15 protein-coding genes, 1 other RNA gene and 1 pseudogene are annotated in these 21,101 nt (G+C 54.0%); 8 read left to right on the forward strand and 9 right to left on the reverse strand.

The features are described from left to right. Positions 1-446 precede the first annotated feature (446 nt). The 4 genes from IQ22_RS21785 to IQ22_RS21800 form a co-directional block, all read right to left on the reverse strand. Positions 447-770: a hypothetical protein gene (locus tag IQ22_RS21785; protein ID WP_145145927.1), complete on the reverse strand. Its 324-nt coding sequence runs from the start codon at positions 768-770 to the stop codon at positions 447-449. A 90-nt stretch (positions 771-860) separates the two neighbouring features. Further along, positions 861-1,250, reverse strand: coding sequence for a DUF6228 family protein (locus tag IQ22_RS21790; protein ID WP_145145928.1), 390 nt, complete (start codon positions 1,248-1,250; stop codon positions 861-863). 113 nt (positions 1,251-1,363) lie between these two features. Further along, positions 1,364-1,678: a cupin domain-containing protein gene (locus IQ22_RS21795; RefSeq protein WP_145145929.1), complete on the reverse strand. Its 315-nt coding sequence runs from the start codon at positions 1,676-1,678 to the stop codon at positions 1,364-1,366. A gap of 80 nt (positions 1,679-1,758) precedes the next feature. Then, positions 1,759-2,454, reverse strand: coding sequence for an AbiV family abortive infection protein (locus tag IQ22_RS21800; RefSeq protein ID WP_244309376.1), 696 nt, complete (start codon positions 2,452-2,454; stop codon positions 1,759-1,761). Between the two features lie 1,213 nt (positions 2,455-3,667). Between IQ22_RS21800 and IQ22_RS21805 the strand changes: the two genes are divergently transcribed. After that, complete coding sequence (locus IQ22_RS21805; RefSeq protein ID WP_145145930.1) at positions 3,668-4,633, forward strand: integron integrase; 966 nt, start codon at positions 3,668-3,670, stop codon at positions 4,631-4,633. Between the two features lie 38 nt (positions 4,634-4,671). On the opposite strand, the gene IQ22_RS21810 is transcribed toward IQ22_RS21805, so the two are convergent. Together IQ22_RS21810 and metH are read right to left on the reverse strand one after the other, a co-directional pair. Beyond that, entirely contained in the window at positions 4,672-4,992 is a 321-nt protein-coding gene (locus IQ22_RS21810) for a DUF5629 family protein (RefSeq protein ID WP_145145931.1), read from the reverse strand. 67 nt (positions 4,993-5,059) lie between these two features. Continuing rightward, entirely contained in the window at positions 5,060-8,770 is a 3,711-nt protein-coding gene (gene metH, locus IQ22_RS21815) for a methionine synthase (protein ID WP_145145932.1), read from the reverse strand. A gap of 174 nt (positions 8,771-8,944) precedes the next feature. Between metH and IQ22_RS21820 the strand changes: the two genes are divergently transcribed. Together IQ22_RS21820 and IQ22_RS21825 are read left to right on the forward strand one after the other, a co-directional pair. Then, positions 8,945-9,901, forward strand: coding sequence for a response regulator (locus IQ22_RS21820; RefSeq protein ID WP_244309378.1), 957 nt, complete (start codon positions 8,945-8,947; stop codon positions 9,899-9,901). Between the two features lie 3 nt (positions 9,902-9,904). Continuing rightward, on the forward strand, positions 9,905-10,864 hold the full coding sequence (locus tag IQ22_RS21825) for a GGDEF domain-containing protein (RefSeq protein ID WP_145145934.1): 960 nt from the start codon (positions 9,905-9,907) through the stop codon (positions 10,862-10,864). Positions 10,865-10,918: 54 nt separating this feature from the next. On the opposite strand, the gene IQ22_RS21830 is transcribed toward IQ22_RS21825, so the two are convergent. After that, positions 10,919-11,458, reverse strand: coding sequence for a ferritin-like domain-containing protein (locus IQ22_RS21830; protein ID WP_145145935.1), 540 nt, complete (start codon positions 11,456-11,458; stop codon positions 10,919-10,921). Between the two features lie 209 nt (positions 11,459-11,667). On the opposite strand from IQ22_RS21830, the gene nfuA reads away from it, so the two are divergent. After that, positions 11,668-12,252, forward strand: a complete 585-nt coding sequence (nfuA, locus tag IQ22_RS21835; RefSeq protein WP_145145936.1) for a Fe-S biogenesis protein NfuA — start codon at positions 11,668-11,670, stop codon at positions 12,250-12,252. A 45-nt stretch (positions 12,253-12,297) separates the two neighbouring features. Here the strand turns inward: nfuA and IQ22_RS21840 are convergent, their stop codons facing one another. After that, a complete protein-coding gene (locus IQ22_RS21840) occupies positions 12,298-13,137 on the reverse strand; it encodes an ion transporter (protein ID WP_145145937.1) in 840 nt (279 codons plus the stop codon). A gap of 78 nt (positions 13,138-13,215) precedes the next feature. On the opposite strand from IQ22_RS21840, the gene smc reads away from it, so the two are divergent. From smc to ffs, 4 genes are all read left to right on the forward strand, one after another. Further along, on the forward strand, positions 13,216-16,704 hold the full coding sequence (smc, locus tag IQ22_RS21845; protein ID WP_145145938.1) for a chromosome segregation protein SMC: 3,489 nt from the start codon (positions 13,216-13,218) through the stop codon (positions 16,702-16,704). A gap of 132 nt (positions 16,705-16,836) precedes the next feature. Continuing rightward, a complete protein-coding gene (gene zipA, locus IQ22_RS21850) occupies positions 16,837-17,706 on the forward strand; it encodes a cell division protein ZipA (RefSeq protein ID WP_145145939.1) in 870 nt (289 codons plus the stop codon). Positions 17,707-17,803: 97 nt separating this feature from the next. Then, complete coding sequence (ligA, locus tag IQ22_RS21855) at positions 17,804-20,191, forward strand: NAD-dependent DNA ligase LigA (RefSeq protein WP_145145940.1); 2,388 nt, start codon at positions 17,804-17,806, stop codon at positions 20,189-20,191. Positions 20,192-20,323: 132 nt separating this feature from the next. Beyond that, positions 20,324-20,420, forward strand: an RNA gene (gene ffs, locus IQ22_RS21860) — signal recognition particle sRNA small type. A 444-nt stretch (positions 20,421-20,864) separates the two neighbouring features. Here the strand turns inward: ffs and IQ22_RS23460 are convergent. Continuing rightward, positions 20,865-21,101 (reverse strand): annotated as a pseudogene (locus IQ22_RS23460) (hypothetical protein); the annotation flags it as partial.

Below are 21,101 nucleotides of genomic sequence, written 5' to 3' on the forward strand. Positions count from 1 at the left end.
TGCCCAGAACAGGCCGGATATACGAATGCAACCGCGCTGACGACAGGATCGAAAAAGCTATCCTCACTGCTTGTGGGGAGAGTCCATATACCATTTGTTAGGGCTCTACTTCGGCACATGATCGAGCCATGCCCTCAATCTCGTTATTAGCTCAGAGGTACCGGATACGAAACCATCCTCACTGCGAAAACGGTCGATTTGAAGGTCACCGCGGATTTCCTCGAACTGCTGGATTAGATGGTAAGGCATTGCCTCAAGAGCGGACCCAGCATTAACAACCAAGCATTCCAGCGCCAGGAGCTCTAGGTTTCCCTGCTCATATGCTGAAATGCCGTTCTCGATAGAAGCGACTAAAGATCGGTTCGACACGTTTGTGCCCTAACGTATGGTTAAGGGGCGGGCTTTAGCCCGTCCCAGTGAGCACAGCGAACGGTTTGAACCACTTGTTAGAGGCAACCGAGAGGTTCGTACACTACCTCGAAATCAGAGCCAAGCTCTGCTTGTAGTTCCACTGATAAAGCTAATGCCATTTGGTCAAAACTTGCATATTCATCCGCACTCCAGGGGCCGGGGTCAGGCGGATACTCCCAATTCAAGGCGGTATCATGCAACTGTGAAAGGTTATTTAGTTTCTCGCGTGATAGCTCACTAATAGGTAGCAGTTCTTCTACGGGGCCGACATCGAATTTCTTTGAAGCTGCCTCGTTACCGCACCATAAAGTTCCGCCGCCCCATTCAAACATCAACCTGATGCGATAAACGCCTGACATGGATGTAGCCTCTAACGTTTGGTTAAGGGGCGGGCTTTAGCCCGTCCCAGTGAGCGAAGCGAGCGATTTGAACCACTAGTTAGAAGCCATTCACCTGTGGAAAAATGCCTTAATATCTTTTGAGGCTTTCTCCATTACTCCACTTTCTAAATTCAAAACTACTTGAGCCTCCCAAGGTTCTGCTCCTTCATATTGGGAGAACATAAGCTTAACTGCTATGTGGCCTTTTTTATCTGATGTGCATGTAATTGAAAGCTCTTGTTCAATTGATGCCCAGTTTATCTCGCCGTCCCAACCTTTCCATTCTTTGGCCATGTACGCAAATAAATCTACTAGCAAGTTACAGTCGGTGTAGCCCCAGACACGCTTGAAAAAGAAGACGTCATGGCTTTTGTATGCTGCAGTAAAATAGTCGTCTTCGATGTTTGATAACACCAATTGTGCGGCTGTATCTGCTGACTTAATGATGACTTCATTCATTGCTATGGCTTCTAACGTATGGTTAAGGGGCGGGCTTTAGCCCGTCCCAGTGAGCGAAGCGAACGATTTGAACCGCTAGTTAGGGGGCTGTTGCCGCAATTCATGACGAATAGTTAGACACTGCCTTCGCGCTCAATGACAAGAACCCTCGCCTCACCGATAGGGTGTGCCACGTGCTCTGTGCCGACGGCAGCATAGAACACGTCACCGCTCTCAAGGAGCGCACTTTGCTCTGCTCCTGTCTCGTCTCGGAAGTGCATCTCTACGCGCCCGGCCAAGACGGCGAAAACTTCCTCACCGTCATTGATGTGCCATTTATACGGCTGGTCTGTCCAATGGAGGCGGGTAGTAACACCGCCCATGTTGGCGATATCGACGGCGCCCCAGGGGCGATCGGCTTTGAACGTGCTGCCGCGGAATACTTTCATGCCGTGTAGTGCCTAACGTTTGGTTAAGGGGCGGGCTTTAGCCCGTCCTAGCGAGCGAAGTGAGCGACTTGAACCACTAGTTAGATTTTTGGGAATGCTACGCCGTTTTTGATGAAATTTTCCATTGAATTGGCTCCGCGCTCTTTAAGCCCAGCATCCTGCATTGCTGCGTACCATTTAATCAAAGCCTCTTTCATGGCGGAAAAATCGCTCTTTGAAGCCTGGCCGACATGCTCAATCCATAACTCAATTTCTTTTGTAGTAACTTCGCTCTTTCCCGCGAGAAGCTTTGCTATTTGGACGAGTGATTGAGAGAGTTTTTCGTCGATGATGTTGCTAGGCATCGACCAATTTTTATTACCCAAACAATCCGTATAAAAGCCAAGCTGTTTTAGCTGATCAAGGATAAATGGATGCTCTGCATCTTCATCGAAGAGAGGGCGCAGATCTTCTAGCTTCCTTGCCCCTTTTATTGCGAGCTCAGGAAGCAACCACTGAACGTTCTTGCGAGTATGAGAGCGATAATTTTTCCAGCTTGCTTTGATTTCTTCTGCGGTAGTAGCCGTAGAAAGCTGGCGTAGGATTGAAACCTTTCCGGACTCCTCGATAGACAGAGCTGCGAGGGATGCTGCAGTTGGAAAGCTTCCGGTCTTCAGCAATTTCTCAGCATCGTTTGCTAGACGCAGGGCGTTGGCGTTGGCCGCGTTCATGCCAGCTGCAATTTCTGAGGCAGATAATTTGCCTTGATATGCATCGAGTTTCTTTTTGATTGGCATAAAAATCTAACGTTTGGTTAAGGGGCGGGCGTTAGCCCGTCCCAGCGAACGGAGTGGAGCGGCTTGAACCGCTTGTTAGGCAGCGGAGCAAACCGAGCCTCGCTGGCTGATACCGCACAGTGGCCGAATGGCTTCGAGGCTTCAAGCCAGTAGGTGATGACTGATTCACAACGCTGCATGCTTCTGGTCGCCGGACTCGGAGCCAAGGCAAGCACAGACGACGCGCAAATTGGCAATGCGACGGTTGAGTAGTGAAAGCGTTATGAGCGGCGGCAATACAAACTTCCATGTATGTACGAGCCAAAAAAGAAATGACGCCTAACGTTTGGTTAAGGGGCGGGCTTCAGCCCGTCCCAGCGAACAAAGTGAGCGGCTTGAACCACCAGTTAGGGGCATAGCGCTGCACTTAATATGGCTCGTTACTTTGTTAAGTTGTACCAGATGTAGAAGGCAGAAGTAATAGCCATAGACAACCATGCGGACTGCTCGATGCGCTTTATCACCTGTACTGACCTATGCAGCTCAGCTGGGATTTCCTGTGCATTGGCTGTGAGCCAGCGTAGATGCTTACCATACGAGCCAAATTTCTCTGATGGTATTTCATGGCGAAATGTAATTGCAGTATTGGATTTAAGAGTCGCTATCGCTCTACGTGTTAAAAACAAAGTAAGAGTTTGGACAGTAAAACAATAGACCAGAAAAACAATTGCAAGCCAAGCCAGTATCATGTGCATTTGAATAGTTTCTTGGTTGACCCTAACGTTTGGTTAAGGGGCGGGCTTTAGCCCGTCCCGAGTGAGCGAAGCGAACGACTTGAACCACTAGTTAGGTTGCTCTCTGGAGTAGGTAACATACTCCGCGCTGCCCTCATTGGCCCACATTAGTCGCTAGCAGTCGGGGCAGACATAGATGCTCCCCGATGCTGAATACAAAGCATCGAGCTTTTCTGCACTACCAAGGCCAGAGGTGCTGATTGAGTCAAACTCTTCGTCTCGAATCGTTATCCAGCCGGCATCTGGGATTTGCGAGAGGTTATGAACATAGCTGCATGGGCATGCAAGTTTCGGCATGAGCTACCTAACTATTATTAGACGTCATGTGACGGATAACACGCTGGACGAGTTTGACGCATAACCTTCCTTGTCATCTTCATTTTCCCTATCTAGGCTGGGCGTTTCAGAGGGGCACTGACTGTATAAGGGAGTTATACACCATGGACGGAAGGCCACGGCTGCTGGATCAGGTGCGGGAGCAGATAAGGCTTAAACACTACTCGATCCGAACGGAGCGTGTCTATTGCGAGTGGGTCAAGCGATTCATTCGGTTTCATGATTATCGACATCCGGTCGAAATGGGAGCGCCGGAGGTTGAGTCGTTTTTATCGCATCTGGCGGTTAATAAAGATGTAGCGGCATCAACCCAGAATCAGGCGCTGGCTGCGCTTTTATTCCTTTATAAAGAAGTGCTGCGGCAGGATCTGCCCTGGCTAGGTGAGGTAGTGCGTGCTAAAAAGCCGAGCCGGTTACCTGTGGTATTGTCGATAAAGGAAGTACAAGCGATTCTGGCAAATCTTGAGGAAGAGCCTTGGCTTATAGCAAGCCTGTTATATGGAACGGGCATGCGTCTGATGGAGGCTGTCCGGCTGCGCGTCAAGGATATTGACTTTGGCAGACGGGAAATCGTGATCCGCGACGGAAAGGGTAAGAAGGATCGAGTAACTGTATTGCCTATGCGCTTGGTTGAGCCGCTTAAAGTCCAGCTCGCTCATGTCAGGCATTTGCATCAGCATGAAATGGCGCAGGGGCGTGGTGACGTTTATTTGCCTGATGCCTTGGCACGCAAGTATCCAAAGGCTCCTTGGGAGTGGGGATGGCAATATGTGTTTCCTGCTTCGAGTTTATCCGTTGACCCTCGCAGCGGTGCCGTCAGGCGGCATCACTTCAATGAGCAGAAGCTACAACGTGCCTTCAAACGGGCTGTTCAGGTGGCAGGAGTCGTCAAGCTGGCTACGCCCCATACGCTACGCCACAGCTTTGCAACGCACCTGTTGGAGAGCGGTCAGGATATTCGGACAGTGCAAGAGTTGCTTGGCCACTCTGATGTGAAAACCACCATGATTTACACCCATGTGCTTAATCGGGGTAGGTTGGCGGTATTAAGCCCGCTGGATCGTGTTTGAAGCGCTACCGCCCGGCAATGATGCTGGGCGGTAAAAGATTATTCCTCGGACTCGGCACGGATGGCCGAAAGGCACTTGAGTTGGCACCCGGCTACCAGCCAGCTGTCTTCCGAGGCATTGTATTGAGCTTCCATCACGCTGTTGTAGCTGAACTGCCAGCGCTTGCGTTCGCGTCCATCGAGCGCTTCGATACTTAGGACGGTCTCTTCGCTTTCAAAGGACTCATCCGCTTCGGCAGCCGCGTCGGCTTGGTCGAGAAGTTCATCGTTTAGGATGAAGTCAGCAGCATACAAGCCCTCGATTTCGAGCATGTCGGCGAGTTCAAGTTGGTCAAGCAGGTAAGGCGTTTCGGTGGACATAAGGTGGTTTCAAAAAAGTAAAAGATAGGTGGGCTACGCTATTGGCTAACCCACCGTATGCAACAATTTAGTTGTCGTAACCCAGGTTAGGGGCTAGCCAACGTTCAGTGACAGCAAGGTCCTGACCTTTACGTTGGGTATAGCTTTCCACCTGATCCTTGTCGATCTTGCCAACGGCAAAGTACTGCGCTTCCGGATGGGCAAAGTACCAGCCGCTCACAGCCGCTGCCGGGAACATGGCGTAGTGCTCTGTCAGGAATACACCGCTGCGGCCCGCCTGATTGAACTGCGCTTCTGGGTCGAGCAGGGCAAAGAGGGTGCCTTTTTCGGTGTGGTCCGGGCAGGCTGGATAGCCAGGGGCCGGGCGGATGCCCTTGTAGCGCTCCCGGATTAGCTCTTCGTTAGACAGCTGCTCGTCGCTCGCATAGCCCCAGTACTCTTTACGAACGCGCTCGTGCAGCCACTCGGCACAGGCTTCGGCCAGACGATCTGCAAGTGCCTTGACCATAATGGCGTTGTAGTCATCGCCCTTGGTTTCGTAGCTTTTTGCCAGCTCTTCTGCGCCAATACCGGCAGTGGTGATAAAGCCGCCCATGTAGTCGGTTATGCCCGTTTCCTTGGGGGCCACAAAATCGGCCAGGGAGAAGTTGGGCTTGCCGTCTGGCTTGATAGTCTGCTGGCGCAGGTGGTGCAAGGTCGCCAGGGTTTCGCCGGATTCGCCATAAACTTCCAAGTCGTCGTCATGCACTTGATTGGCCGGCCAGAAGCCGAACACTGCGCGGGCCTTGATGAGCTTTTCGTCAATCAGCTTTTTCAGCATGGCCTGAGCATCGTTGAACAGGGCAGTGGCGGCTTCGCCTACTACTTCATCGGTCAGGATACGTGGGTATTTACCAGCAAGGTCCCAGGAGATAAAGAACGGTGTCCAGTCGATGTATTCGGCAAGAACGGCAAGGTCAATGTCTTCTAGTACTCTGGTGCCGGTAAAGCTGGGTTTAGGAGCCTGATAGCCGAGCCAATTGAAGGCAGGTTTGTTGGCGACTGCTTTTTCATAGCTTAACCGTTCGGTACGCGCGCTGCGGTTGGCGGTGCGCTCACGTACTTCCACATAGTCGATGCGGGTCTTTTCTACGAAACCGGCCTTGAGCTCTTTAGAGAGGAGCTGAGTTGCCACGCCCACAGCGCGGGAGGCGTCAGTCACGTATACCACGGCATCGTTGCTGTACTGGGGTTCGATCTTGACCGCTGTGTGAGCTTTAGACGTAGTGGCGCCACCGATCATTAGCGGCAGTTTAAAGCCCTGGCGCTGCATTTCCTTGGCTACATGGACCATCTCGTCCAATGAGGGAGTGATCAAACCAGAGAGGCCGATGATGTCGCACTTCTGCTCGATAGCGGTCTGCAGGATCTTTTCCGCTGGAACCATTACGCCCAGGTCAACAATGTCATAGCCATTACAGCCCAGCACCACGCCCACAATGTTCTTGCCAATGTCGTGCACATCGCCTTTTACAGTGGCCATTAGGATCTTGCCCTTCGCCTCGGGCTTATCGCCTTTCTCGGCTTCGATGAAGGGAATCAAATGTGCCACAGCCTGTTTCATTACGCGGGCAGATTTGACCACTTGCGGCAGGAACATCTTGCCGGAGCCGAACAGATCGCCGACAACGTTCATGCCAGACATCAACGGGCCTTCAATGACCTCAATGGGGCGAGTGCACTGCTGGCGCGCTTCTTCAGTATCCTCAACGATAAAGGTTGTTATACCTTTGACCAGGGCATGCTCAAGGCGCTTACCGACTGGATAGCTACGCCACTCTTCAGTTTCGACTTCCTTGACGGAGCCGTCGCCTTTGTACTTGTCGGCAATAGCCAACAAGGCTTCGGTGCCGTTAGGCGTGCGGTTAAGGACGACGTCCTCCACCTTTTCACGTAGCTCTTTTGGAATCTCGTCGTAGATTTCCAGCTGTCCGGCGTTGACGATGCCCATCGTCAAGCCGTTCTTGATGGCGTAGTACAGGAAGACCGAGTGAATGGCTTCGCGCACTGGGTTGTTGCCGCGGAACGAGAAGGACACGTTGGATACGCCGCCGGAGGAGAGGGCGTAGGGCAGGTTGTCCCGGATAAAGGCGCAGGCGTTAATGAAATCTACTGCGTAGTTGTTGTGCTCCTCGATGCCGGTCGCGACCGCGAAGATGTTCGGGTCGAAGATGATGTCTTCCGGGGGGAAGCCCACCTGGTTAACCAGGATGTCGTAGGAACGAGCGCAGATTTCATTCTTGCGCGCTTCGGTATCTGCTTGGCCGTCTTCATCAAAGGCCATTACGACCACAGCCGCGCCGTAGCGCTTGCACAGGCGAGCGTGGTAGATGAACGCCTCGACGCCTTCCTTCATGGAGATCGAGTTGACGATGCCCTTGCCCTGGATGCATTTCAGCCCCGCTTCGATCACTTCCCACTTAGAGGAGTCAATCATGATCGGGACGCGGGAGATGTCCGGCTCGGAGGCAATCAGGTTCAGGAAGGTGACCATGGCCGCCTTCGAGTCTAGCATTCCCTCGTCCATGTTGATGTCGATTACCTGGGCACCAGCTTCGACCTGCTGGCGTGCTACATCCAGGGCTTCCGCATAGTTCTCTTCACGGATCAGACGGGCAAACTTTGCCGAGCCGGTAATGTTAGTGCGCTCGCCTACGTTCACGAACAGGGAGTTGCGGTCGATGGTGAACGGCTCAAGGCCGGACAGTCGACAGGCGCGAGGGATGTCAGGAATAGCGCGCGGCTTGTATTTGGCTACCGCTTCGGCAATCGCCTGGATATGGCCTGGCGTAGTGCCGCAGCAGCCGCCAACGATATTCAGGAAGCCACTGGCAGCAAACTCCTCGACAACCTCGGCCATTTGGGCGGGCGTTTCATCATACTCGCCAAACGCGTTGGGTAGGCCTGCGTTCGGGTGGGCAGAGACATAGGTCTCGGCCTTGGCTGACAGTTCCTCTACATAAGGACGAAGTTCCTTGGCGCCCAGCGCACAGTTCAGGCCGACCGAAATGGGTTTGGCATGGCGCACTGAGTTCCAGAAGGCTTCGGTAGTCTGGCCAGACAGGGTCCGACCGGAGGCATCGGTAATTGTGCCGGAGATCATAATCGGCAACTCGAAGCCGACCTCCTCGAAAACACCTTGCACGGCAAAGATGGCTGCCTTGGCATTCAGGGTATCGAAGATCGTCTCGATCAGAATCAGGTCAGCGCCGCCTTGGATCAGGCCGCGGGTCGCTTCGGTATAGTTTTCTACCAGCTCGTCAAACGTGACGTTACGATAGCCAGGATTGTTGACATCGGGAGAAATGGAGCAGGTACGACTGGTCGGGCCGAGTACGCCAGCAACGAAACGAGGTTTATCTGGCGTTTCCGCAGTCTTTGCGTCAGCGACTTGACGTGCAAGACGCGCACCTTCGACGTTCAGCTCATAAACCAGCGCCTCCATGCCATAGTCGGCCTGGGAAACCTGAGTGGCATTGAACGTATTGGTTTCGAGAATATCGGCACCGGCGTCCAGGTAGGCTTTCTCAATAGCCTGGATGACATCCGGGCGCGTCAGCAGCAATAGGTCATTATTGCCTTTGACGTCGCTGGGCCAGTCGGCAAAGCGCTCGCCGCGGTAATCCGCTTCTTCCAGCCGGTAGCTCTGGATCATAGTACCCATGCCGCCGTCCAGGATCAGAATGCGCTCCTTGAGTGCGGAGTGGAGTGCGGCAAGACGTGTGGCGCGATCGTTCATGGGCGATATCCGATAACAGCGACAGAAACAGGAGATGATAGCAAAGCCTCTACATGGCACGAAGCCTGCTTTGATCATCTACTGTATTAGAAATGCTCATGTATCCGACATGGCTAATTAACGCGAGTATCCATCGTGAGTGCTATTCCGCTACTGGTTTGTGACGACTCCGCTATGGCACGCAAGCAATTGATCCGTGCCTTGCCGCCTGAATGGTCGGTTGCTATCACTCAGGCGACTAACGGCCGTGAAGCACTTGAGGCTATACGGCAGGGGCTCGGCCAGGTTGTTCTGCTTGATCTGACCATGCCCGTCATGGATGGATACGAAACACTTGTGGCATTGAAAGAGGAGGGGCTCGCCTGCCGGGTTATCGTGGTATCGGGTGATGTGCAGGATGAGGCTATCCGGCGTGTACTCGAACTGGGTGCGTTGGCTTTTCTCAAGAAACCTGCTGATGCAGATCAGCTGCGCGAATTATTACTGTCGTATGGACTGATGAATAGGCAGGCGGGCAGGCAGGTTGTTGAGCGGCCCGACCCAAGCGTCAGCTTTCGCGACGCCTTTCGTGAAGTAGTCAACATTTCTATTGGCCGTGCAGCGGCCCTTCTGGCCAAAGTGCTCAATGTCTTCGTTCGGTTACCGATCCCCAACGTCAATATTCTTGAGGTGGGTGAGCTGCACATGGCTCTGGCCGATATCCAGCGAGGGAGCCGTGTTACAGCGGTCTGCCAGGGCTTTATTGGTAACGGCATTGCTGGTGAGGCGCTGCTGATTTTTCATGATTCCGAAGCCAAGGATATGGCTTTACTGCTCCGCCAGGAGGAACTGGGAGATCACGATCCGGTAGAGATGCAGCTGGATTTGGCCAGCATCTTGATCGGTGCCTGCCTGAGTGGTTTTTCCGAGCAGTTGGATGTGCGTTTCTCCCAGGGGCACCCCATGATTCTCGGGCAGCACACACCCTTGGAAAGCCTGATTAAGATCAACCGGGATCGCTGGAGCAAGACCTTGGCGGTCGAAGTCAGTTACAGCCTGGAAGGTCATCGTATTCATTTCGATCTGCTACTGCTGTTTACCGAGGACTCGGTCAAGCGGCTTACCAGCAAGGTCAATTACCTGATGGATTAAGACATGGCGATCGAGCTTGACGACCTTCACTGGATGCTGGATATCGTCCAACACATCGATGTTGGTGTGCTGGTGATCAATCGTGCCTATGAAGTGGAGATCTGGAACAGCTTCATGGAGAACCACTCTGGCGTCCTTCCTAGTGAAGCGCAGGGCCGGCAATTATTTGATCTGTTTCCCGATATGGACAGGGACTGGTTTCGCTACAAAGTGGAAAGCGTCGCCATGTTGGGTACTCCCATGTTCACAATCTGGGAGCAACGGCCATATTTGATAAGGTTCAAGAACTACCAGCCCATTACCGGGATGGAAGATCACATGTTCCAGAATGTCACCATTTTGCCGTTGCACGATACTCGCGGAAACGTTGGGCATATCGGCGTTATTATTTATGACGTAACGCGTGTAGCCACTAATACGCGTCAATTGCAGTCTGTTAATTCTCAGCTCGAAGAGCTGTCTCGGACGGATCGCCTGACCGGGCTTTTTAACCGTGGGTTCTGGGAAGAATGCCTCACGCATGAATTTGCCCGGCATCAGCGCTATCGGTGCAATGTAAGTCTGGTCATGATTGATATAGACCATTTCAAAAAGATCAACGATACCTATGGTCACCCAGGTGGTGACAAGGTAATTCAGGCCCTGGCCGCGCTTATTGGTCGCCAGGTTAGAACTACGGACCGGGCAGGGCGCTACGGCGGGGAGGAGTTCGTCGTACTAACGACTGAAACGCCTTGCAGTGGGGCTCAAGTCTTCGCCGAGCGGCTACGCCAGCAGGTCGAATTGCTGACGGTGGAGCACGAGGAGCACACGATTCGCTTTACCGTCAGCGTAGGTGTTGCAGAGTCAGATCTGAGTCAGCCGCTCGATACTTACGGAGCTCTGATTGAATGTGCCGATCAGGCGCTTTATCAGTCTAAGCACAATGGACGTAACCAGGTTACCGTTTATTCGAAGGGGTAAAAGTCATACGTGCAAAGCTCGGTTGTCCGGGCTTTGCACGAGAGGCCCGGCGGTTTAGTCGAGGCCTTGTAATAGACCGGCCATGTCGTCTGCATGCTCTTCTTCCTGAGCAAGAATATCCTCGAAGATCCGGCGCGTTGTAGGGTCTTTGTCGCCGATGTACTGGGTGATTTCTCGGTAACTGTCGATGGCGATGCGTTCAGCGATCAGGTCTTCCTTGATCATGTCACGCAAGTCGCTTCCCTCGGAGTATTGGGCGTGGGAGCGCGTAATCAGGCCTTCGGGGTTAAAGTCCGGCTCACCGCCTAACTGGACGATACGGGCCGCCAGACGGTCGGCATGCTCTTGCTCTTCCTTTGCATGCTCCTGAAATTCGGCAGCGGCTACGCTGGCCTTGATGCCAGTGGCCATGAAAAAGTGGCGTTTGTAACGCAAAGTGCAGACGATTTCGGTAGCCAGCGCCTCGTTCAGCAGTTTGATGATTGTTTCGCGGTCAGCGGTGTAACCTTCAGTGATCGAGCCGTCTTCGATGTGTTGGCGAGCTCGTTGGCGAATGGTTTCGATGTCGGTAAGAAAAGGTTGGGAGCTGTGCATGGCGTAGGTCCTCATCTGGCGTGATCCATATACCCTCTGATGGGGCTTCCGGTAAGGATGTGAGTCCTGGCCTTTGCAAAAGTTTGATTAAACAGCGGCTCGCCTGGTCGACAAGGGAAACCTTGGGGCCATTTATCCTACTAAACTAGTAAGGCTTTATCCGTCGACCGCTCTGGCGTACACTGAGTCCAGGTAAGCGAGGAGTTAAAATGAGCGCTATCACTATTACTGAAGCTGCCCAGGATTACCTGGCCGGCCTGTTGGAAAAGCAGAACACGCCCGGTATCGGCATTCGGGTCTTTATCACTCAGCCTGGTACTCAATACGCGGAAACGTGCATTGCCTATTGCAAGCCTGGTGAGCAGAAGCCGGAAGATACGGCACTGGGCCTCAAGGATTTTACTGCCTGGATCGATGCGATCAGCGAGCCGTTCCTTGAAGATGCCATCGTGGACTATGCCGTTGATCGCATGGGTGGCCAGCTGACGATCAAGGCGCCCAATGCCAAGGTGCCAATGGTCAACGAGGACAGCCCGCTGAACGAGCGTATCAACTATTACCTGCAGACCGAGATCAATCCAGGGCTTGCCAGCCATGGCGGGATGGTCAGTCTTGTGGATGTGGTTGATGATGGTATCGCCGTTCTGAAGTTCGGCGGTGGCTGCCAGGGCTGCGGTCAAGTTGATATGACCTTGAAGGACGGGGTGGAGCGGACCCTGATCGAGCGTATTCCAGAGCTCAAGGGCGTTCGCGACGTAACTGACCATACCAATCGAGAAAACGCGTACTACTAAGTGCGTAGCAGTACTGGAAAGGCGGCCATGAGCCGCCTTTTTTATTTATGATTGAGCAGGATCGGCCTGTCGATAGAGGGTATTGCCGCAGCGACTACAGAACGCAGCCTCGACTTCGTGAGTCTCCTTGCCGCACGTCGTGCAGCTTTTATGCACCGCACTATCAATTCTTAAGGCATTGGATAGCTCGGCTGTGAAAATACCGGTTGGCACAGCAATAATCGAATAGCCGAAAATCATCACGAGGCTTGCGATTCCCTGGCCAAAGGGTGTCTTGGGCGTTATGTCGCCAAAACCTACCGTTGTCAGTGTGACGATGGCCCAGTAGATGCTCTTGGGTATGCTGGTAAAGCCGTTGGCAGGGCCCTCTACAACATACATGAGCGAGCCGAAGAGCGTTACCAGGGTAAGAACACTTAGCAAAAATACCGTGATCTTCTGGCGGCTACTGCGTAAGGCAGTGATTAGGAAATTGGCCTGTTTAAGATACTGCCGCAGCTTGAGAATACGAAACACCCGCAACAGGCGGAGAACTCGGATGATGAGCAGGTATTGGGCGGATGGAAGGAAAAGGGCAATCAGGCTTGGCAAAATGGCCAGTAAATCGACGATGCCAAAAAAGCTGAACGCATATTTCAGTGGCCTTCGAGAGCTGTATAAGCGCAGCAGGTATTCGATACCGAAAAGAATAGTAAACGTCCATTCCAAGATAGAGAGCTCTTGGCGGTACTGCTCACGGAACATTTCCACGCTGTCGAGCATGACGACAACCAGGCTGGCGAGGATGGCAAACAGCAGCGCTTCGTCGAACCAGCGGCCAGCTGCCGTATCGGCTCGGAAAATGATGATTTCGATACGGCGACGCAAGCGCTTCGCATGGATCATGGCATAGGCTCCCTCAAGTGATAAAATCGATCCCTTGTGCCTGTCTGCCTCCTGACAGCGCACACGTAGGATGGGTAGATGCGGTTAAAATCGATCAAGCTCGCGGGTTTCAAGTCTTTTGTTGACCCGACGACAGTTAATTTTCCCACTAATATGTCGGCCGTGGTTGGGCCGAATGGCTGCGGCAAGTCGAATATCATCGATGCCGTACGCTGGGTCATGGGCGAAAGTTCGGCCAAGAACCTGCGCGGCGAGTCGATGACCGATGTCATTTTTAATGGCTCCAACAGCCGTAAGCCGGTTACCCAGGCCTCGATCGAGTTGATCTTTGATAACTCGGACAACTCGTTAGTGGGCGAGTATGCCAGCTATGCCGAAATTTCCATTCGCCGCCGAGTGACGCGGGATGCGCAAAATACCTATTTCCTCAATGGCACCAAATGTCGTCGCCGTGACATTACCGATATCTTTCTGGGCACAGGGCTAGGCCCACGAAGCTATTCGATCATCGAACAGGGCATGATCTCCAAGCTTATTGAGGCGCGTCCGGAAGACTTGCGTAATTACATTGAGGAAGCGGCGGGCATCTCCAAGTACAAGGAGCGTCGACGGGAAACCGAAAACCGCATACGGCGCACTCAGGAAAACCTGGCACGGCTGACCGATCTGCGTGAAGAGCTGGAGCGTCAGCTAGAACGTTTGCATCGTCAGGCTCAGGCGGCCGAACGGTACCAGGCGTTCAAGGCCGAGGAGCGTCAGTTGAAGGCGCAACTGGGGGCCTTGCGCTGGCGTGAGCTTGATGAACAGGTCCGACAGCGTGAGAGGGTCATTGGCGGTCAGGACGTAGCTCTGGAGGCGTTAATAGCCGAACAGCGCAGCGCCGATGCCAGTATTGAGCGCCTGCGTGACAGTCATCATGAATTATCCGAGCGGTTTAATCAGATTCAGGGCCGCTTTTATGCCGTAGGCGGCGATATCGCACGAATCGAGCAGAGCATCCAGCATGGCCAGCAACGGCTGCGCCAGCTCCAGGATGACTTGCGTGAGGCCGAGCGTGCTCGGCAGGAAACCGAATCCCATTTGGGGCATGACCAAACCCTACTGGCGACCCTGGCTGAAGAGTTGGCCATGCTGGAGCCTGAGCAGGCACTTAGCGCTACCTTGGCGGATGAATCGGCTGCGGCATTGGAAGAGGCTGAGTCAGCAATGCTGGGCTGGCAGCAGGAGTGGGACAGCTTCAACCAGCGCAGCGCAGCTCCCCAGCGGGAGGCCGATGTTCAGCAGTCGCGTATTCGTCATCTGGAGCAGAGCCTGGAGCGGTTGGTCGAGCGTGAGCGTCGTCTGCATGATGAACTGGCACAGCTGGTTTCCGACCCGGGCGATGCCGCCTTGCTGGAACTCTCTGAAGCACTGGCGATTATCGAGCTGACCATGGACGAGTCGCTTGCCGAGGAAGCGAGCATTATCGAGCGCCTCGGTGCGAGTCGTGATGAACTCCAGCACATGACGGCCCGTCACGTACAGGCGCAGGGCGATATCCAGCGGCTTGAAGGGCGTATTGCCTCGCTCGAGGCCTTGCAGCAGGCAGCACTGGACCCTGGGAAGGGTGTTAGCGAATGGATACATAGGCATGATTTGCATGAGCGCCCACGTCTGGCAGAAGGTATACGCGTCGAGCCGGGCTGGGAAATAGCGGTTGAGACGGTACTGGGCGCTGATCTTCAGGCCGTATGCCTGGACGAGATAGACGATCTGGACTTTTCAGTGTTCGAGCACGGCGAGCTGCGCTTGGCCTTTTCAAACAAAGGCGAAGCGGTAAGTGCTGGAAGTTTGCTCGATAAGGTCGAGGCCTCACAGGATCTTTCTCCCTGGCTGGGCCAGGTGTTTCCGGTCGAAGATCTGGCCGAGGCTTTGGCGAAGCGGAGTACGCTGGGCGAAGGTCAGAGTGTAGTCAGTCGGGACGGGTATTGGATTTCACGTCACTTTTTACGTGTGCGGCGTGCCAGCGATGCCGAGAGCGGTCTACTGGCTCGGAGTCAGGAACTCGAGCGTCTGCAAGCTGAACATCAACACCTTTCGGAAGTGCGCCTTGAACTGGAGGATGCGCTGCAAAAACAACAGCACGCAGTGTCTCAGGGGGAGGGGGCCAGGGAGACCGTGCGCAGGCGTCTTCAGGATGATGGCCGGCGTCAGGGCGAGATCAAGGCACAGCTATCAGCGCAGCAGGCAAAAGCCGAACAGCTTGCGTTGCGACGCCAGCGCCTGGAAGAGGAGCAAGCGGAGCTAGCGGAACAAAAGGTTATCGAGCATGAGCAAATCGGTGAGTCACGACTGACCCTGCAGGATGCTCTCGATGCCATGGCTGCCGATACCGAACAGCGTGAGCGGCTTTTAGCCAGGCGCGAGTCGTTGCGAGAGCGGCTCGACCGTATTCGCCAGGAGACCCGGTTGCATAAGGAGCGGGCCCATCAGCTGGCCGTACGGCTTGGCTCCTTGAGAGCACAGCATGACTCTACCCAGCAGGCTCTTGAGCGTCTCATGCTTCAGGCTGCTCGCCTGGATGAGCGGCGGGAACAGCTCAGTCTCAATCTTGAAGAGGGTTCGGCACCACTGGATGAATTGCGCATAAAGCTTGAGGCCTTGCTTGAGCAGCGCCTGAATGTGGATGAAGAGTTGCGTGGCGCGCGACTGGCTTTGGAAGAGGCTGATCGTGAACTGCGCGAGTCCGAGCGCCGTCGTACCCAGGCCGAACAGCAGGCTCATGTACTGCGTACTCAGGTAGAACAGCAACGGCTGGAGTGGCAGGGGCTGTCAGTACGCCGAAAGACGCTGCAGGAGCAGTTGCTGGCAGAAGGTTATGATCTGGATGTTGTTTTAGCGGGTGTGCCGGATGACGCAACCGAGGCGGGCTGGGAGGCTCAACTGGAGGCGCTGGCGGCCCGGATTCAGCGTTTGGGGCCAATCAATCTGGCAGCAATCGAGGAGTACCAGCAACAGTCTGAGCGTAAACGTTATCTTGATGCGCAGAATGCAGATCTGGTTGAGGCCCTGGAAACACTGGAAAATGTCATTCGCAAGATTGACCGAGAAACGCGTAATCGTTTCAAGGAAACCTTCGACCAGATTAACCAGGGCTTACAGGCTTTGTTTCCAAAAGTTTTTGGAGGAGGGCACGCTTATCTGGAACTTACCGGAGAAGATTTACTCGATACCGGGGTTGCGATCATGGCGCGTCCACCTGGCAAGAAAAATAGCACCATCCATTTGTTGTCCGGAGGTGAAAAAGCCTTAACCGCCATTGCATTGGTTTTTGCGATTTTTCAACTTAATCCGGCACCGTTTTGCATGCTAGATGAGGTGGATGCCCCTTTGGATGATGCAAACGTTGGTCGCTACGCCCGGCTGGTGAAAGAAATGTCGGAAAAGGTGCAGTTTATCTATATCACCCATAACAAGATCGCCATGGAAATGGCCGATCAATTAATGGGCGTCACAATGCATGAGCCGGGTTGCTCACGTTTAGTGGCGGTGGATGTAGAAGAAGCTGTAGCTTTGGCTGAGGCATAAAGCGACAGACGGTGTAAAGTTAAATGCGGGCGTGCTAGTTTATGCCCGTTTTTGGGCGTTTGGCACTTTGCCAGTCGAAGGACGGCAGGCGGCAGGCGCGAAGTTGATTATTGACAGAGGTATGCGTCTTACATGGATATCGGTCTGCGCGAATGGCTGATCATCATCGGCATCATCGTTATCGCCGGCATACTCTTCGATGGCTGGCGACGGATGAGCGGTAAGGGGAAGCTGAAATTTCGCCTGGATAACAGCCTCTCAGGTCAGTCCGATGAGGGTGGCAGCTCTGAACTGCTTGGTCCCTCTCGTGTCATCGATCCTCGAGAACCGTCCTTTGATGACGATGAGAAAGAGGCGCCACGCTCCAATGGCCGTTCGCGCAAGCGTCGTGAGGAGCCGGTGGCGGAAGAGGTTATGGTGGGTGACCCGGAGCCTGAACTCAGTGCTCTGGATGTCGAAGACGATCTGCCTACCCGTGGTCGCGGCAAGAATCGTAAGGAAATGCGTGAAAAGGCAGCCGAGCCTGCTGTTTCCGAGGCAGCTCCAAAAGAACGCAAGGAGCTGCCTCCTGTTGAGGAAGTGCTTGTCATTAACGTGATTTCGCGTGATGAAAGCGGCTTTCGTGGCCCGGCTCTGTTACAAAATATTCTTGAGAGCGGGCTGCGCTTTGGCGATATGGACATCTTCCATCGGCACGAAAGTATGTCGGGTAATGGGGAGGTCCTGTTTTCCATGGCTAATGCTGTGCGCCCTGGTACGTTTGATCTCGATGCAATCGATGACTTCCGTACGCCGGCGGTGAGCTTCTTTTTAGGGCTGCCGGGGCCGCGTCATCCCAAGCAGGCTTTCGAGGTGATGGTGGCAGCTGCCCGCAAGCTGGCCTCCGAGCTCAATGGTGAGCTCAAGGATGAACAGCGCAGCGTAATGACCGCCCAGACGATCGAGCATTATCGTCAGCGTATTATCGACTTCGAGCGTAAGAGCCTGACTCAGAAACGCTGAGCCGATTTCAGAGTCGATTCAAGAGCAGCGTATGCTGCTCTTTTTGTTTCTGCCCCGCTTGCATTAGCTAGTTTCGGGGTGTTGGAGAGAGACCCGCATGACCCAAGCCCAAGATGCCGCAGAGCGCATTGCTGCGTTACGCAGTGAAATCGATGCGCATAACTATCGTTACTATGTTCTGGACGAGCCGAGTGTTCCTGACGCGGAATATGATCGGTTGTTTCGTGAGCTGAAAGCGCTCGAGGCCGAACACCCTGAGCTGATCACGCCGGACTCGCCCACGCAGCGAGTCAGTGGCTCGGCTCTCGCTGCCTTCGGAACCATCCGGCATGAAGTGCCCATGCTCAGCTTGGGAAATGCCTTCGAGGAGCAGGATCTGCTGGACTTCGATCGTCGTGTCCGGGACGGGCTGGCCGATGAGTTGGGCGGTGCAGGGCATGACTTGTTTGGCGATGCGGTTTCCATCGAGTACACCTGCGAGCCTAAGCTGGATGGCCTCGCGGTCAGTCTTTTATACGAGCATGGTGTGTTGGTCCGTGGTGCGACCCGAGGTGATGGCACTACCGGCGAAGACATCAGTGCCAATGTTCGGACCATCCGTAATGTGCCACTTAAGCTGCATGGTGCAGGATGGCCTGAGGTTTTGGAGGTTCGCGGAGAGGTCTTCATGTCCAAGGCCGGCTTCGAGGCGCTGAATGCCCGGGCGATGGAGGTTGGCGGTAAGACCTTTGCTAATCCACGCAATGCAGCTGCAGGTAGCCTGCGCCAGCTCGATTCGAAAATTACTGCCAGCCGTCCGCTAGAGTTCTGTGCTTATGGTTATGGGCGTGTTGAAGGCGGGAGCCTGCCAGGAACCCAATACGAGATCCTGCAGGCGCTCCGGGTGTGGGGCATTCCTATCAGTCGTGAGTTGAAGTTGGCGGCCAGTGTTCAAGATTGCCGTTCGTATTATCAGGACATCGGCGCGCGGCGTGATGCCCTGGCCTACGAGATTGACGGTGTTGTGTTCAAGGTTAACCGCATCGATTGGCAGCGCGAATTAGGGTTTCGGGCACGCGAACCTCGCTGGGCTATCGCTCACAAATTCCCTGCGCGTGAAGAGCTGACGGAACTGGTCAATGTCGAATTCCAGGTAGGCCGTACTGGCGCCATTACTCCTGTGGCGCGTCTTAAGCCCGTTCAGGTCGGTGGCGTGACGGTAACCAATGCTACGTTGCACAATATGGATGAAGTAGCGCGTCTGGGCTTGATGATTGGCGATACCGTGGTCATCCGGCGAGCCGGTGATGTTATCCCCCAGGTCATGCAGGTCGTACCTGAGCGTCGCCCTGGCGATGCGCAACCGGTACGTGTACCAGAGCATTGCCCTGTATGTGGCTCTGAGGTGGAACGTACGCAATTGATCAAGCGTGGTAAAGGACGCGAATCGGTCAGTGCGGGGGCGGTGTATCGCTGCGTTGGACGCTTGGTTTGTCAGGCACAACTTAAACAATCAATTATCCATTTCGCTTCACGCCGCGCCATGGAAATTGATGGTCTGGGCGACAAGATCGTCGAGCAATTGGTAGATCGTGGCTTGGTTAAATCGCCAGCGGACCTCTATGCACTGACCTACGATCAGGTGGTGCAATTGGAAGGGTTCGCAGAGGTTTCGACCAATAACCTGCTCAACGCTATTGCGGCGAGCCGAGCGCCTACACTGGCCCGCTTCATTTTCGCCCTGGGTATTCCTGATGTAGGGGAGGAAACGGCCAAGCTGCTGGCAAGGACGCTCGGTAGCCTTGAGCGGGTTCAAAGGGCGCTACCGGAAGTGCTGACTTACTTGCCGGACATCGGTCATGAAGTTGCTTATGAAATCCATAACTTCTTTGAAGAAGAACATAACCAGGATGTCATAGCACAGTTGCTTGGCAATGGAGTTCAGATCCAGGAAGACGGTGGCTTGCATCCAGAGTTCGCGGCTTATGCTACGTTCCCAGACTTCATCGACAAGCTAAGCATTCCTTATGTCGCTGCAACGGGGGCCAAAAACCTAGCTACCCATTTTAAGACAGTTGAGGCGCTGATTTCTGCTGATTGGCTCGACCTAAGCGCTATGAAGGGGCTTAATGAGCGCGCTAAGAAGGCCGTTCGTGACTATTTCAGCGATACGCTCCATGCCGAGCGGGCTCGCGCCATCGAGGCCCAGTTGCGTGAATTTGGCATGCATTGGGAGAGCGAGAAGCAGCAGGTCGAAGGATTACCGCTGGCTGGCCAGACGTGGGTATTGACCGGAACGCTGGAAGCCATGAGTCGGGATGTTGCCAAGGGAAAGCTGGAGTTCCTGGGCGCCAAGGTAGCGGGATCCGTCTCGGCCAAAACCAGTTGTGTTGTGGCTGGGCCGGGTGCGGGCTCTAAGCTGGCCAAGGCGAGCGAACTGGGTGTTGCCGTGCTCGATGAACAAGCCTTTCTGGAGCAGCTTGCAGGCTATGGCATAAGCCTCTAGCAAATACGGCCGCAGCATCCTATCTAGGCGCTGCGGTCAAACGTTTCGCTAAATGACTGAAAAGGTTGTAAGTTTCGCTCAAGCAGGTAGAATAGCGCGCCTCACCCTTTGGTGAGTTCGTTATGGTGGTCCTACCGGTCCCCCCGCAACGATCAGCCGTGAACCCGGTCAGGTCCGGAAGGAAGCAGCCGTAGCGGTGACATCGTGTGCCGGGGTGTGGCTGGTGGGGCCACCTCCAATCTCCTAACTTATTGATTTACAATAAGTTTTCCCTAAGAAATTCCTAGAGTGGTACAGCGCCGTAGGACACCCAAGTGGGCATCCGCGAGACCATCGTATCCGCTTTGCTAGATTTTTGTCAGCCTCTATCCGTACTCCATTAGCGCGTAGCTCTACAGCTCTTATAGGTTTTGTGATGCTGATATCACTTTGCAATTAGCGCAGCTCCGGAGCGGAGAATGGAGAGAACATTTTTAAGATGCAGGGCTCATACGAGGCGATGTCTTTTTGATATCAACTCCTGGTGCAAAGTGTTTTGGCTCTACTCCTGACTGCCGCTCAGTTCAGTCCCCTTTCCACGGTTAATGGCTGGCGGCAGTGTCCCTCTCTGATATAGCTTTGGCTTCTAAGGGCATGCCTTCAGGACCCCTTGTTGATCCTATGGCTTCGTCACCTAAGCATATGGGTCGACCCAGGCATGCTCTATCCATTCCTCATCATCGGCAATTTCGTCAATGCGCTCCAAATTCTCAGGCATGGACTTGAGAAGAAAAGGCAGGGCTAGTTTCAGTGCCTCTAAGTAACGGCGCGCCTGTCGCTCTTCTAGCAGCAGGAGAGAGCTAATGCATTGGGTGCTCAGTACAGGTAGGTGAATGAGAAGTTTAATCAGCTTCCTCACGGATAAAGGGAT

Origin of the sequence: Pseudomonas duriflava (genome assembly GCF_007830155.1) — a bacterium.
Classification (GTDB): domain Bacteria; phylum Pseudomonadota; class Gammaproteobacteria; order Pseudomonadales; family Pseudomonadaceae; genus Chryseomonas; species Chryseomonas duriflava.